This is a genomic window from Polaribacter sp. YIW18, assembly GCF_057219325.1.
The window spans coordinates 1-13,549 of sequence record NZ_JBXVVE010000011.1 but is presented as its reverse complement, the minus strand read 5'-3'; the positions used below and the strand labels follow the sequence as shown (position 1 = coordinate 13,549).

The window sequence follows — 13,549 nt, the reverse complement described above, 5'->3', positions numbered from 1 at the left end:
TAATTTAATTATTATTTTCTTTTTGTTCCTGTTCTTTCTTCTGTTCTTCTTTTTTCTTTTTTAAAGCTTCTTTCTTTTTTCTAAGTAGCTCTCTTTTTTCTTCTCTTTTTCTTATCAGTTCTTTTCTTCTTTCCTCTGATGCTTTTTTTCTTTCTTCTAATGCTTTCTTTTTTTTAGCTCTTATTAACTCTTGCTTAGCAACTGCTGTTTCTTTTATTGAAATTACTTTTTTTTGTTTTTCTGTTAGCTTTTTTGGTGCATTTTTTTCTTTTTTCTTAGCTTTTTTTTCGTCTATTAATCTAGTTCTATTTATGTTTGATAAAACGAGTTCGCTAATATCGTATTTTTTATTGGAATATAGCATGACTAAGTCACTAGATTTATCAAAAACAAAATCGTATTTTTTTCTTGATGCGATACTTTGTATGGCATTGTAAACTTGATCTTGTATTGGTTTAACCAGTTGTTTTCTGAACGTAAACATATCACCTCTTGGGCCAAAATATAAAGACTCTAATCTTCTTAATTCTTCTTGCTTTAAAGCAATTTCTTCTTCTTTTTCTTCAATTAAATCTCTAGTAAGAATTGCTTTTTCGTTGGCAAGATCTGTTTTTAAAACCTCGATATATCTTGCTTCTTTATCTAATTGTTTTCTCCACTTTACTACTTTTTCATTTAACGTATTTTGAGCTTCTAAATATTCTGGTACATTTTCTAAAATATACTCCATATCTATGTAGGCAATTATTTGATTTCTTTGAGACCAAGAAATACTAACAGTAAGTAAAAGAACGATTGATAAAAAAATATTTTTCATTTGTATAGTATTTATAAAAACCGTGCCAAAAAAACATTTAATATTGCAAATGTACAGTTTTCTTAGAATTGTCTTCCGATTATAAAATGTGTTTGCCAACCAGATTTTTCTATTTGTCCTGGTAATGGATCGAAACCGTGTGCAAAATCGATTCCTAACAATCCAAACGCAGGCATAAATATTCTAACTCCTAAACCAGCAGAACGTTTTACATTAAACGGATTAAATGTGTCAAAATTGTCATACGAATTCCCTGCCTCTAAAAAACCTAAGGTATAAATTGATGCAGATGGAGAATCTGTAATAGAATATCTAAGTTCTAATTGAAATTTATTGTAAATAGTACCCCCTGCAATAGACGATAATCTGTTGTTTTCATATCCTCTTAAACCTACAACTTCTCTACCATCTAATTGAAAAACAGCAATACCATCTCCACCAACAAAATAACGTTCAAAAGGTGTTTGTCCTAAATCATTATTATAAAAACCTAAGTAACCAAACTCAGTATTGGTCATTAACACCAATTTATCTGTAAATGAGGTATACCACTTACCTTTAAAGTTTAATTTGTAATATTCTAACCACTTAAACTTGTCTGCTAGAAAGTCGTTTTCTTCTTCTGCTGTTAAATCATCTGGTTGATTATAATCTTTATTAGTAAACAAAGAATAAGGCAATGTTGCTTTTACTCCAATAGTAAACTCAGAACCATAAGTTGGAAAAATTAAACTTGGTCCTGCAGAGTTTCTTGTTAAATTTAAATTGTAAGAAAGATTATTTAAAGTACCATTATTTAAAATGTTATCTCCCACTCTAAAACCATAATTTTTTAGCTGAAAACTTTGGTAAGAAACGGTTTGTGATAATTGAAAGTAATCATCAGGCCATTTTAAACGTTGTCCTAAACCAATTGATGCACCAGTGATACCTAATTTTCTATCCTTATCAACATCAAAAGTTTGTGGGTTAATTTGAAATTGATTGGATTGATACACAGAAAATGATAATGATTTAGGTGTTTTACCGCCAAACCAAGGTTCTGTAAAAGAGAAACTATAAGTACTAAAGGTTCTACTTGTTTGTAATCTTAACGAAAGTTTTTGTCCATCTCCCATTGGTAATGGTTTGTAAGCTTCTTTATTAAAAATATTTCCGATAGAAAAGTTATTAAAAGATAATCCTAAAGTACCAATAAAAGAGCCACCACCATAACCACCTTGTAATTCTATTTGGCTACCTCCTTTTTCTATAACACTAAAATTAATGTCTGTAGTTTTATTTTGATAGTCTGGTACTACATCTGGGGTTACATTTTGATCGAAAAACCCTAACTGACCAATTTCTCTAATAGATCTAATAATGGCTTTTCTACTAAATAAATCTCCTGGTTTTACACGTAATTCTCTAAAAATTACATGATCGTTTGTTTTGTCATTTCCAGAAACAGTTACTCTTTTTATTCGAGCTTTCTCGTCTTCTCTAATTCTTATCTCTACAGTAATAGAGTCGTTTTCTACTTTGGTTTCTACAGCATTTACTTGCGAGAATAAAAAACCATTGTCTTGGTATGTTGTAGAAATATCTACAGAAGTAGGAGTGTTATCTCCTTTTACACGCTCTTTTAAAACAGCACCATTGTACACATCTCCTTTGTCAATTCTTAATATAGACATTAGTTGTTCGTCTGTATATTCTTTATTACCAACAAATAAAATTTCTGCAAATCGATACTGTCTTCCTTCTTCTAGTTCTATGTTGATATCTATGGTATTATCCTCATTCCAAGAAATACCTTCTTTTAAAATACGCGCATCTCTGAAGCCCAGTCTACTATATTTATCTAAAATACTTTCTAAGTCTTCTTGATAATCTTCTTCGATGTATTTAGATCCTTTCCAAAACCTACCCAAAAACTTCTCTTTGGTGTTTTTCATGGTTTTTCTAAGTTTACTGTCAGATATTGCTTTATTACCTGTAATATTGATGTTTTTAATTTTAATTTTTTTGCCTTTATCAATAAAAACAGATATGTTTACTACATTAATGTCTGTAGTATCTTTTGTAACATCTAAAGAGGCTTTTGTTTTTAAATATCCTTTGTCTGTATATTTTTTAGTGAAGTAATTTTTAGTGGTAACCAATAAATTATCTGTTACCATTTTACCTAATGTAAGTTCGGTTTCTTTTATAAGTTCTTTAGCTTTAGATTTTTTAATTCCGTTAATTTTAACTTGATTTAACTGTGGTAACTCTTGTACATCTAATTGTAAATAAATAGTGTTGCCATCTAATCTTGCTAGATAAACATCGACATCGCTAAACTGTTTACTTTCATAAAGCTTTTTAATGGCACTTGTAAGTTTGTCACCTGGCAGTTTTATGGTTTGTCCATAACGTAAACCTGTAAAAACACGAACAGTTTCTTCGCTAAATTTTTTAAGTCCTGTTACGGTTATTCCTCCTAAAATATATTCTTTTCCTCTTTCGAAAGAAATATTTTTCTTTGAGATTGTATCTTTCTTAACTTGAGCATGAATGCTATTTGTAGAAAGTAATGCAATAAATAATATTGCTGCAGATAGTAATTTTATAAAAAATTTAATCTGTAATTTGTTCGCTTGTTTTTCCAAATCTTCGTTCTCTATTCTGATAATCAATGATTGCATCGTAAAAATGCTCTTTTCTAAAGTCTGGCCAAAGGATATCTGTAAAATATAATTCGGCATAGGCCATTTGCCAAAGTAAGAAATTACTAATGCGATATTCACCACTTGTTCTTATCATTAAATCGACGTTGGGCAAATTAAATGTATATAAATGGTTATTTATAGTTTTTTCTGTAATTTCTTTTTCTGAAAGTTCTTTATTAACAACTTTTTTAGATATGTTTTTGATTGCGTTAACAATTTCTTCTCTAGAACCGTAGCTTAATGCAAATGTTAAGGTAATTTTTGTGTTATTTTTAGTTTCAAATATGACATCATTTAAAACTTTTTGTGCTTTTTTAGGTAAGTTTTCTGTGCAGCCAATAGCATTTACTTTAACACCATTTTTAATAAAGTCTGCTAATTCTTTTTTTAATGAGTTAATTAATAAGCTCATTAAGGCGTCTACCTCTAATTTTGGTCTTTTCCAGTTTTCTGTAGAAAAAGCATATAAGGTAATTGCTTTTACATTTATTAAAGATGCTGCTTCTACAGATTCTCTTACAGCAGTTAGGGCGTTTTTGTGACCAAAAATCCTATTCATTCCTTTACTTTTTGCCCAACGCCCATTGCCATCCATAATAATGGCAACGTGTTTTGGCACTCTTTGTAAATTAATAAGTAGTTTTTTATCCATATTATTTTATAAACCCTTTTTATAACAAGGAGGTCTACCAAATGTATATATTAAAGAAAAACCAGTAAAAACATACCAGTCATTTCCTGTTCCTTCAAAATTTAAAGTAGATATTCTATTGGTAGAATAGTCTATATCATCTTCAAATGTATATCTAAATGTTGTTTGTAAAGAAAAGGCAAATTTACCAAACAATCTAGATTTAAAACCGACTCCAAAAGGAATTGTATAAGAAGTTTTATTTGTAAAACTATATACACCTGGGCTTATTTCATCTTGTACTGTGTTATAACTAAAACCTGCTAATTCTATACTTATGTATGGTGTCCAACTTTTACTTTCAGAATATGCATCATATTCATAAAAATTAAAATCCATACCAACAGCTAATTCATGTATTGTATTATTAAAATTAAAACCTCTATTTTGTTTTAAATCGGTCTCTGCGTTTCTATCATCTCCACTTATTGGTAAAAAACTGTACGTTGCCTTTAAGGCAATTCTTGGGTTGTAATTGTATTTAAAAAACACGTTACCAGCAATTTTATTTGGGTATATATAATTAGTTCTACCAATGTCTCCAATAAAATTTGTGCCTCCTACAGTTAGTCCTACTTCGTATACTTGTCCCATTAAAAATGAGGAAATACTTACAAGCACGATAAATAAAATACTGTTTTTCATTCTAAAAAATAGCGAGCAAATATAGGAAATTCAATTTGCTTAATAAAGTTAATGTTTAGTCTTTTTTGAATAACTACTATTTTAATGATTTATTGTAAAAAATCTTTAAAGATTGGTTTCGTTTCTAGTGTCTTCTCCCCAAAGTAATTTACTTCGTAAGGTGTTTAAAAAAGATTGGTTTTTGGGTATAATGCTTTGTACACTAAAAGGTGCTTTTTTGATAAATACTTTTGTATTTTTGGATATCGTGTAAATTCTTGAATCTAAAGAGATTAAAAAATCTTTTTCTCTTGAATCTACTTCTAATTGTATGGCGGTTTCGTCTGAAATAACCATAGGTCTCGCATTTAAATTATGTGGAGCAATAGGTGTAATTAGTACATTTTTAGAGTCTGGTGATATTACTGGGCCATTACAACTTAAAGAGTAACCTGTAGAGCCTGTTGGTGTTGCAATAATTAAACCATCTGCCCAATAATTTGTTAAGTATTCGTTATTTAAGCAGGTTCTAACACCAATCATAGAAGTGGTGTTTTTTCTTGCAATGGTTACTTCATTTAAAGCAAAGTTTAATTCTTTAAAATCGTTGTTTTTTGGTGATGTTTCTACAGATAAAAGCGTTCTTTTTTGTATAGAATATTCACCCTTTAATAAAAGGGCGATACTTTCTTTAATAGCTTTTTTATTAATTGTTGCTAAAAAGCCTAATCTGCCTGTATTTATTCCTAAAATAGGGATGTCTAAATCTCTTATGTAAGTTACTGCTCTTAAAATAGTTCCATCACCACCTAAGGTAAACATTAAATCGAAAGTTGGATCTAAGTCTTTAAAATCTGAAAAAACAGGATATTTTTTCTCTAAAATTTTACCTTCAATTAATAAGTTGTTAAATTTCTCTTCAATAAAACAAACAATATCATGAGCTTCTAAAACGCTTAAAAGAATTTGTATTTCTTTTTCTGCGGAAATGGAATAAGATTGCCCGTAAACTGCTACTTTTTTCAAAATCAATACTATTTTACTGTTTAAAAAATAATTTTTAAAATCAACTTTACATTTCTAAATATTTTTGCAAATATTCAGACCTGTTTTTTAAATCTTCTAAATACACGTCATTTTCATGCGAAGAGATTATTTTATAATCATACCTTCTAAAAGTATGCATTACTTCATTAATATCTTCTGATACAATTTTTAAGGTAACTTGAACAATCCCATCTTTTTTTTCGGAGATGTATAAACCTAATAATTTTCCTGAGTTAGATTCGATAATTTGAGAAATTTCACTCATAGAATAATCATTTTCTATTTTTTCTATAATTACCGTTTCGCTGTTTTCTATCATAAAAGGACTTGTAGAAAAAACGTCTAAAACATCACACAAATCATAATAACCAATATACCCTTTGTTTTTATCTAAAACAGGAATAATAGTAGTGTTATTATCTGCAAAAATTTTTAAAAGCTCTAACACAGTAGCTTTTTCATCAGCAAAAAAAGAGTTTAATAAATGTGTATAGGCAACTAATTTTTCTGATGTGTTTTCAATGGTGTGTATATCATCCTCTGCAAAACAGCCTAAAAGTTTGTTGTTTTCTACCACAGCAAAATGAGTAATAGGTAAATTATCAAACAGTTCTTTGGTAGCCTTTATACTACTTTTTAAACTAATGGGTTTTATTTCGTTTAAGATGTAATCTGTAATCTTCATTCTCTACGAATATAGGATAAAATGATTTAATGGTTTATCTTTGTACATTAATTATGTACAATGACAAAGTTAAGTGTAAATATCAATAAAATAGCAACCTTACGCAATTCTAGAGGAGGAAATGTGCCAAATTTATTAAAAGTTGCTGCAGACATAGAAAGTTTTGGTGCAAAAGGCATTACTATACATCCAAGACCAGATGAAAGACATATCAAATATCAAGACGCAAGAGATTTGGTAAATGTAGTTACTACAGAGTATAATATTGAAGGAAATCCTGTACCTTCTTTTGTGGATTTAGTTTTAGAAACCAAACCAACGCAAGTTACATTGGTTCCAGATGCTGTAGATGCAATTACCTCCAATGCTGGTTGGGATACTGTAAAACATGCTTCTTTTTTAAGTGAAGTAATTCAGGAGTTTAAAAAACACAATATTAGAACTTCTGTTTTTATAGATACAGATTTAAAATTGATTGAAGGAGCCAAAAAAATAGGTGCAGATAGAATAGAATTGTATACTGAAGAATTTGCTACACAATACGATTTAGGTAATGAAAATGGAGTAAAACCGTATACACAAGCTGCTGTTTTTGCTCATGAAATAGGGTTGGGTATTAATGCGGGGCACGATTTAAGCTTAGATAACATAGAGTTTTTTAAAAATAACATCCCAAATTTGGCAGAAGTTTCTATAGGACATGCTTTAATTGCAGAAAGCTTATACTTAGGTTTAGAAAACGTAATAAATATGTATTTACATAGGCTTAAATAGTTTACAGTAAACAATTACAGTTTTCATAAATCTTTCTTTTAAAGTATTCAGTTCATCATCTAATTATCAAACAAACCAATTATATACATGCTTAAAAACCCAATTTTACACTCCACAATAAAAGGAGAAGGAAACCCCTTATTAATTTTACACGGGTATTTTGGAATGTCTGATAACTGGAAAACGTTAGGGAATCAGTTTTCTAAAGATTTTCAAGTTCATTTAATTGATCAAAGAAATCATGGTAGAAGTTTTCATAAAGATGCGTTTAATTATCAGGTTTTAGTAGAAGATTTATACAATTATATAAAACATCATCAGTTAGAAAATATTTATTTGATTGGGCATTCTATGGGAGGTAAAACAGCGATGCTGTTTGCGGTAACCTATCCAGAATTAGTTCATAAATTAGTGGTTGTAGATATTTCTCCAAGAGAATACCAACCTCATCATAATGCTATTTTGGCTGCTTTAAATTCAGTAGATTTCTCTATACAAAACACCAGAGGTAAAGTAGATGAAAAATTAAAAGGGTTGATTCCAGAACCAGGTGTTAGACAGTTTTTATTAAAAAATGTTTATTGGAAAGAAAAAGGGCAATTGGCTTATAGGTTTCATTTAAAATCGTTAACAGAAAACAACCCAGAAATAGGAGAGGCATTACCTTCTTTTACCATTTTTGATAAAAAAACCTTATTCTTAAAAGGAGCTAAATCTGATTACATCACAGAAAACGAAAAATCTTTAATAGAAGCCCATTTTCCAAATTCTAAAATAATTACCATACAAAATGCAGGCCATTGGTTGCATGCAGAAAATCCAAAGCAATTTTACAATGAGGTTTGTTCGTTTTTAAATTTGTAAAATTTAATTATGCTACTTCTCCACGATGTGGTTTTAAAGCATCTCTAAATATTTTCATATTTGATTCATCAACATTTATAAAAGCAGCACATAACATTGGGTTAACCTCTTGGATATCTATAGTGTAATAAGGTAAGTTTTCTGCAGTTGTAAATTCTTTTAAGTGTTTTGTATGATGTATGGCAGTTTCTTTTGCATCTTCGCCTCTAAAATCCCATATAAGTTTTATTTTTCTACTCATTTTTGTTTTTTTTTATGATTGATGAAAACACATAAATTTCCTTTTTTAAAGTTAATTTTCACAATATTTTCTATCGCTTTATTTCTAGTGCCGATACTTTTTTCAAAGGTTAAATCTGTATTTTTTAAAGGATATTGTAAACCTTTAGAAGTGATGCTTTTTGCCTTTGGTAAAGGAATTAAAGACACGGTGTTGTGTAAACAACCTATAATTTCTGTTTTTTTATCAGCTAAAAAATACCAGCCATAATTATCAAAAAAAGTAATTTTCAAGTCTTTTTTCCAGCGAACTGCCGTGTGTAAATTTCCTAAAAAATGATCTTGTTCTTTGCCACTGGCACCAAAAACATCAATATTATAAAATCCTTTGTGAAACAAGATTTTTAGAATTTTATCAAAATCTGTAAAATCTTGGTTGGGTGTTTTAATAACTTCAATCTCTTTTGGTATGTCTGCTAAAGAATCAAAATCGCCACTAATAAAATGAGGTGTAATTTTACGATTTTTTAAAAATTGATACGCGCCATCTGTAGCGCAAATAAGACTATACGCATTAAAATTGGGTAGTTTTTTAGGTTTTTCGCCGTTTAATAATAAAAAAACTTTGTTGTTTTTCATAAAAACAAAAGTAGTTTGTTTTTTATAAATAGTTTTATCTTTGACACAAATTATACAGTTTGAGTACAAAACAATTTATTGCAGAAATTTCTTCAAAAAAAATAGAAAAAGCCACGTTTACATGGCAAACACCTAGCAATATTGCTTTGGTAAAATATTGGGGTAAAACCAATCCGCAAATACCTAAAAATGCGTCTATAAGTTTTACGTTAAATAATTGTAATACCATAACTACAATTGAATTTACCCATAAACAAAATTCTAATAATGTTTCAGAATTAGAGAATAAAGTAGATTTTGATTTGTTTTTTGAAGGAAAAAAGAAGGAGGAATTCAAACCAAAAATTGCAGAATTTTTTAAAAGAGTACAACTATATTGTCCTTATATTTTTGATTATCAAATGATAATCCATTCAGAAAATTCTTTTCCACATTCAAGCGGAATTGCCTCTTCTGCAAGTGGTTTAAGTGCTATAGCTATGTGTTTAATGAGTTTAGAAAGTAAATTAAATACCAGTTTAACTGAAGAATTTATCAATAAAAAAGCTTCTTTTTTAGCAAGATTAGGTTCTGGAAGCGCAAGTAGAAGTGTAGAAGGGCCTTTAGTTGTTTGGGGTAATCACCCAGAAATAGAAGGAAGTTCAGATTTGTTTGGTATAAAATTTCCACACAAAGTACATTCTGTTTTTCAGAATTATCAAGATACAATTTTGCTGGTAGACAAAGGTGAAAAACAAGTTTCTAGTACTCTAGGCCATAATTTAATGCAAAACCATCCCTTTGCAGAAAATCGATTTGCACAGGCTAACGAAAACTTAGGTAAACTCTCTAAAATTCTTCAAAATGGAAATATTAAAGCGTTTGTAAATTTGGTAGAAAGTGAAGCATTAACCTTGCATGCAATGATGTTAACGAGTCAACCGTATTTTATTTTGATGAAACCAAACACGTTAGAAATTATTAATAAAATTTGGGAATATCGTCAAGAAAACAACAGTAGTGTTTGTTTTACGCTAGATGCAGGTGCAAATGTACATTTGCTGTATCCGTTTTCAGAAAAAGAAAGTGTGCAACAATTTATAGATAAGAAGTTGTCTAAGTATTGTCAGAAAAAACAGTATATTTACGACAGTGTTGGATTAGGTGCTAAATCACTTTAAAACAAGAGAATTTATATTTTTTTATGAAAATAGTAGTAGCAATTGGTTTTTTTATTTGTGCTTTTTATAGCATAGAAACTGTTGCGCAAAAAAAAATATATTTTGATGCAAATTGGAATAGAACCATACAACAAAAAGCATCTTATTACAGGTCTTTAGACAACGCTAACAAAGAAAAAAAGTTAGTGATAGATTATTTTATAACAGGTAAAAAAGTAAGAGAAGTTTTTTACGACAATGGTAGGCCAGATGGTAAATTCTCTGAATTTTACAGTACTGGTGAATTAAAAACTACAGGAACATATAAAAAAGGTCTTAAAGCAGGTATGTGGAAAACCTACTACAAAAATGGCAAAATAAAAGAAAAAGGTAGTTTTAAAAAAGGCAAAAAAGTTGGGGTTTGGAAAATCTACTATAAAAACGATTAAGTTGGTGTAAGTTTTCGTTAAAATTATAATTCGTAATTTTGCAATACTATAAAAAGAAAAAATGAAAGGACCATTATTTTATGCTAAGATTCTTCTTTTTGGAGAATATGGAATTATAAAAGATTCTAAGGGTTTGGCGATACCTTTTAACGCATACAGAGGTGCTTTAAAAACATCTCATAAACTTACAGGTAAAGCAAAAGTTTCTAACGAGAATTTACAGCTTTTTTACACCTACTTAAAAGGTTTAAAAACAGACTTGGTTTCTTTTAATTTAAAAGACTTTAAAAAAGATATAGATAACGGCATGTATTTTGATTCTTCCATACCACAAGGCTATGGTGTTGGAAGTTCTGGGGCTTTAGTAGCCTCTATTTATGATAAATATGCTGCTGATAAAATTACAGTTTTAGAAAATTTAACAAGAGATAAATTGTTAAATTTAAAACAGATTTTTTCTTTAATGGAGTCCTTTTTTCATGGAAATAGCTCTGGTTTAGACCCTTTAAATAGTTATTTAAGTTTGCCCATTTTAATCAACTCTAAAGAAAATATAGAGCCAGCCGGAATCCCTTCACAAAAAGAAGGTAAAGGAGCCGTATTCTTATTAGATTCAGAGCAAATTGGAGAAACTGCACCTATGGTAAACATCTTTATGAATAAGATGAAAAACGAAGGATTTAGAAAAATGATTAGCGAAGAATTTGCAAAAACTACAGATGCTTGTATAGAAGACTTTTTACATGGCAATGTAAAATCTTTATTTGGCAATGTAAAATCTTTATCTAAAATTGTGTTAAAAAACTTTAAACCAATGATACCAGCTGCTTTTCATAAAGTTTGGGAAAAAGGTATTGCCACCAACGATTACTATCTAAAACTTTGTGGATCTGGTGGTGGAGGTTATATTTTAGGTTTTACTGAAGACTATGCAAAAGCTCAAAAAAGTTTAAAAGATTATAAGCTAGAACTAGTTTACAGATTTTAAATTACTTTATGAGTTCTCTAAAACTAAAACGACTAATACTTAAAATTTTTAGTTTATTTTCTACAGTAAGAGCTTACAATATATTGGTATTAGTAGCGGCTCAATATTTAGCAGCAATTTTTATTTTTTCGCCAACAAAATCTCTAAGCGATGTAGTTTTTAATTTACACTTACTTTATTTAGTTTTAGCCTGTGTTTTTGTGATTTCAGGAGGTTATATTGTCAATAATTTTTATGATGTAAAAGTAGATAAAATTAATAGACCTCTAAAAACAGGTTTAGACAATTATGTGAAACAAGAAACCAAATTAAAACTCTATTTTTTACTTAATTTTATAGGTTTTTTTTTCGGTATTTTAATTTCTTTTAGGGCTGCTGTGTTTTTTGCATTGTATATATTTTCAATTTGGTTATACTCTCATAAACTAAAAAAGTATCCTTTTATTGGGGTTATTTCTGCCACAATTTTAACAGTATTGCCTTTTTTTGCTGTATTTGTCTATTTTGGTAATTTTTCTAAAATAATTTTTGTGCATGCAAGTTTTTTATTTTTAGTAATTATGGTGCGCGAATTAATTAAAGATTTACAAAATATAAAAGGTGCCATTGCAAATAACTATCAAACATTTCCAGTGGTTTATGGCGAAAAAAAAACCAAGCAACTTTCTGTAATATTACTTGTTTTAACTGTTTTTCCAATAGCAATTTTGTTTAGCTACCCTGGTTTGAACTACATGAGATATTATTTTTATTTTGCATTATTTATACTAATTTTTGTGGGCTTTTATTTATGGAAATCGGTCTCTAGCAATCAGTACAGACGATTGCATAACACCCTAAAAATATTACTCTTAATTGGCGTTTTATGTTTGATATTTATAGATACTTCTTTATTAATAGATAAAGTAATCAATAGATTGAATTAGTATCTAATAATATAACTACCTTTGCAAAAATATTTATAATGAAATCAAATAAAAACTCGTCGAGAGGACGACAAGAAGGTAAAAGTAAAGCTCCTCTAAATAGAAAAACCACAAAAAAAACGTATTCTAAAATAAAAAAAACTCCAAAATCTGATGAATCATCAGGAATACGTTTAAACAAATACATTGCCAATTCAGGAATCTGTTCAAGAAGAGAAGCCGATACGTATATAGAACATGGAAGTGTTCAGGTAAATGGTAAACTAGTTACAGAAATGGGCTACAAAGTACAACCTACAGATGTTGTTCAGTTTGATGGTACTAGTATTTCTCCAGAAGAAAAAAGATATATTTTATTAAATAAACCCAAAAACTATATAACTACGATGGATGACGATCGTGGTAGAAAAACGGTTATGGAACTCGTGGCAAACGCATCTAAAGAAAGAATTTACCCTGTTGGTCGTTTAGATAGAAATACAACAGGTTTGTTATTGTTTACAAACGATGGCGATTTGGCAAAAAAATTAACGCATCCAAAACACAATGTGCGTAAGTTATATCATGCTTCTTTAGATAGAAAACTAGATTTAAAAGATTTAGAAAAATTACGGGGCGATGTAATTATTGAAGGTAGAAAAGTATTTATTGATGCTATTTCTTATGTGGATGGTCAACCAAAAAGTGAAGTTGGTATAGAAATACATTCTGGTAGAAACAGAATTGTACGTAAAATATTTGAACATGTTGGTTACAAAGTAAACAAATTAGATAGGGTTATTTTTGCTGAATTAACAAAGAAAAACCTACCAAGAGGAAGATGGAGAGCACTTACAAATTTAGAAATTGCCAATCTTCAAAAAATGAAATAATAACCTGAGTTCGATTAATAAAATGCAAGTTGATTTGTTTTGACTGTCTGGTATTTTATGGACGGCTTTTTAGGTAAAAAGCTATAGGCAATAAGCCCTGCAACAATATTAGACAAGAAATT

The 13,549-nt window shown here is 29.1% G+C and carries 15 protein-coding genes and 1 pseudogene; 7 read left to right on the top strand and 9 right to left on the bottom strand.

Translation table 11 applies throughout. The features are described from left to right. Positions 1–4: 4 nt before the first annotated feature. The 6 genes from AC2D6T_RS10885 to AC2D6T_RS10860 form a co-directional block, all read right to left on the bottom strand. On the bottom strand, positions 5–817 hold the full coding sequence (locus AC2D6T_RS10885) for an OmpH/Skp family outer membrane protein (protein WP_438989592.1): 813 nt from the start codon (positions 815–817) through the stop codon (positions 5–7). Positions 818–879: 62 nt separating this feature from the next. Continuing rightward, positions 880–3,450 (bottom strand): outer membrane protein assembly factor BamA, encoded by a 2,571-nt coding sequence (gene bamA, locus AC2D6T_RS10880; protein ID WP_484681512.1) that lies wholly within the window; start codon positions 3,448–3,450, stop codon positions 880–882. Next, entirely contained in the window at positions 3,419–4,162 is a 744-nt protein-coding gene (uppS, locus tag AC2D6T_RS10875) for an undecaprenyl pyrophosphate synthase (RefSeq protein WP_298947774.1), read from the bottom strand. The genes bamA and uppS overlap by 32 nt, the downstream gene beginning before the upstream one ends. Positions 4,163–4,168: 6 nt before the next feature. Continuing rightward, a complete protein-coding gene (gene porG / locus AC2D6T_RS10870; protein WP_484681511.1) occupies positions 4,169–4,846 on the bottom strand; it encodes a type IX secretion system protein PorG in 678 nt (225 codons plus the stop codon). A gap of 105 nt (positions 4,847–4,951) precedes the next feature. Then, on the bottom strand, positions 4,952–5,851 hold the full coding sequence (locus AC2D6T_RS10865; RefSeq protein WP_484681510.1) for an NAD kinase: 900 nt from the start codon (positions 5,849–5,851) through the stop codon (positions 4,952–4,954). A gap of 46 nt (positions 5,852–5,897) precedes the next feature. After that, the gene (locus tag AC2D6T_RS10860) at positions 5,898–6,557 is read right to left on the bottom strand and encodes a CBS domain-containing protein (protein ID WP_484681509.1); all 660 of its coding nucleotides are present in this window, start codon (positions 6,555–6,557) and stop codon (positions 5,898–5,900) included. Between the two features lie 60 nt (positions 6,558–6,617). Between AC2D6T_RS10860 and AC2D6T_RS10855 the strand changes: the two genes are divergently transcribed. Together AC2D6T_RS10855 and AC2D6T_RS10850 are read left to right on the top strand one after the other, a co-directional pair. Continuing rightward, on the top strand, positions 6,618–7,331 hold the full coding sequence (locus AC2D6T_RS10855; RefSeq protein WP_484681508.1) for a pyridoxine 5'-phosphate synthase: 714 nt from the start codon (positions 6,618–6,620) through the stop codon (positions 7,329–7,331). Between the two features lie 87 nt (positions 7,332–7,418). Beyond that, positions 7,419–8,195 carry an alpha/beta fold hydrolase gene (locus AC2D6T_RS10850; protein WP_484681507.1) on the top strand — a complete coding sequence of 259 codons (777 nt, stop codon included), beginning with the start codon at positions 7,419–7,421 and terminating at the stop codon, positions 8,193–8,195. 7 nt (positions 8,196–8,202) lie between these two features. On the opposite strand, the gene AC2D6T_RS10845 is transcribed toward AC2D6T_RS10850, so the two are convergent. Together AC2D6T_RS10845 and AC2D6T_RS10840 are read right to left on the bottom strand one after the other, a co-directional pair. Beyond that, positions 8,203–8,436, bottom strand: a complete 234-nt coding sequence (locus tag AC2D6T_RS10845) for a hypothetical protein (protein WP_484681506.1) — start codon at positions 8,434–8,436, stop codon at positions 8,203–8,205. Next, the gene (locus AC2D6T_RS10840; RefSeq protein ID WP_484681505.1) at positions 8,433–9,053 is read right to left on the bottom strand and encodes a thiamine diphosphokinase; all 621 of its coding nucleotides are present in this window, start codon (positions 9,051–9,053) and stop codon (positions 8,433–8,435) included. Before AC2D6T_RS10840 ends, AC2D6T_RS10845 begins: the two co-directional genes overlap by 4 nt. 59 nt (positions 9,054–9,112) lie before the next feature. Here AC2D6T_RS10840 and AC2D6T_RS10835 point away from each other — a divergent pair, with 59 nt between their 5' ends. The 5 genes from AC2D6T_RS10835 (at position 9,113) to AC2D6T_RS10815 (ending at position 13,427) form a co-directional block, all read left to right on the top strand. Then, positions 9,113–10,213, top strand: a complete 1,101-nt coding sequence (locus AC2D6T_RS10835) for a diphosphomevalonate decarboxylase (RefSeq protein WP_484681504.1) — start codon at positions 9,113–9,115, stop codon at positions 10,211–10,213. Positions 10,214–10,236: 23 nt separating this feature from the next. Beyond that, positions 10,237–10,641, top strand: coding sequence for a toxin-antitoxin system YwqK family antitoxin (locus tag AC2D6T_RS10830; RefSeq protein WP_484681503.1), 405 nt, complete (start codon positions 10,237–10,239; stop codon positions 10,639–10,641). Positions 10,642–10,702: 61 nt separating this feature from the next. Further along, positions 10,703–11,629: a mevalonate kinase family protein gene (locus tag AC2D6T_RS10825; RefSeq protein WP_298947796.1), complete on the top strand. Its 927-nt coding sequence runs from the start codon at positions 10,703–10,705 to the stop codon at positions 11,627–11,629. A gap of 8 nt (positions 11,630–11,637) precedes the next feature. Then, positions 11,638–12,555, top strand: coding sequence for a geranylgeranylglycerol-phosphate geranylgeranyltransferase (locus AC2D6T_RS10820; RefSeq protein ID WP_484681502.1), 918 nt, complete (start codon positions 11,638–11,640; stop codon positions 12,553–12,555). A 38-nt stretch (positions 12,556–12,593) separates the two neighbouring features. Continuing rightward, positions 12,594–13,427 carry a pseudouridine synthase gene (locus AC2D6T_RS10815; RefSeq protein WP_438989601.1) on the top strand — a complete coding sequence of 278 codons (834 nt, stop codon included), beginning with the start codon at positions 12,594–12,596 and terminating at the stop codon, positions 13,425–13,427. A 14-nt stretch (positions 13,428–13,441) separates the two neighbouring features. Here AC2D6T_RS10815 and AC2D6T_RS10810 read toward each other — a convergent pair. Then, positions 13,442–13,549, bottom strand: a pseudogene (locus AC2D6T_RS10810) (IS982 family transposase); the annotation flags it as partial.

Bases quoted from the DNA above. Each gene is read 5' to 3' on its own strand.
- AC2D6T_RS10855 (WP_484681508.1), top strand. From the start codon at position 6,618: ATGACAAAGTTAAGTGTAAATATCAATAAAATAGCAACCTTACGCAAT.
- AC2D6T_RS10860 (WP_484681509.1), bottom strand. From the start codon at position 6,557: ATGAAGATTACAGATTACATCTTAAACGAAATAAAACCCATTAGTTTA.
- AC2D6T_RS10850 (WP_484681507.1), top strand. From the start codon at position 7,419: ATGCTTAAAAACCCAATTTTACACTCCACAATAAAAGGAGAAGGAAAC.
- AC2D6T_RS10885 (WP_438989592.1), bottom strand. From the start codon at position 817: ATGAAAAATATTTTTTTATCAATCGTTCTTTTACTTACTGTTAGTATT.
- AC2D6T_RS10820 (WP_484681502.1), top strand. From the start codon at position 11,638: ATGAGTTCTCTAAAACTAAAACGACTAATACTTAAAATTTTTAGTTTA.
- AC2D6T_RS10830 (WP_484681503.1), top strand. From the start codon at position 10,237: ATGAAAATAGTAGTAGCAATTGGTTTTTTTATTTGTGCTTTTTATAGC.
- AC2D6T_RS10845 (WP_484681506.1), bottom strand. From the start codon at position 8,436: ATGAGTAGAAAAATAAAACTTATATGGGATTTTAGAGGCGAAGATGCA.
- AC2D6T_RS10840 (WP_484681505.1), bottom strand. From the start codon at position 9,053: ATGAAAAACAACAAAGTTTTTTTATTATTAAACGGCGAAAAACCTAAA.
- AC2D6T_RS10825 (WP_298947796.1), top strand. From the start codon at position 10,703: ATGAAAGGACCATTATTTTATGCTAAGATTCTTCTTTTTGGAGAATAT.
- uppS (WP_298947774.1), bottom strand. From the start codon at position 4,162: ATGGATAAAAAACTACTTATTAATTTACAAAGAGTGCCAAAACACGTT.
- porG (WP_484681511.1), bottom strand. From the start codon at position 4,846: ATGAAAAACAGTATTTTATTTATCGTGCTTGTAAGTATTTCCTCATTT.
- AC2D6T_RS10815 (WP_438989601.1), top strand. From the start codon at position 12,594: ATGAAATCAAATAAAAACTCGTCGAGAGGACGACAAGAAGGTAAAAGT.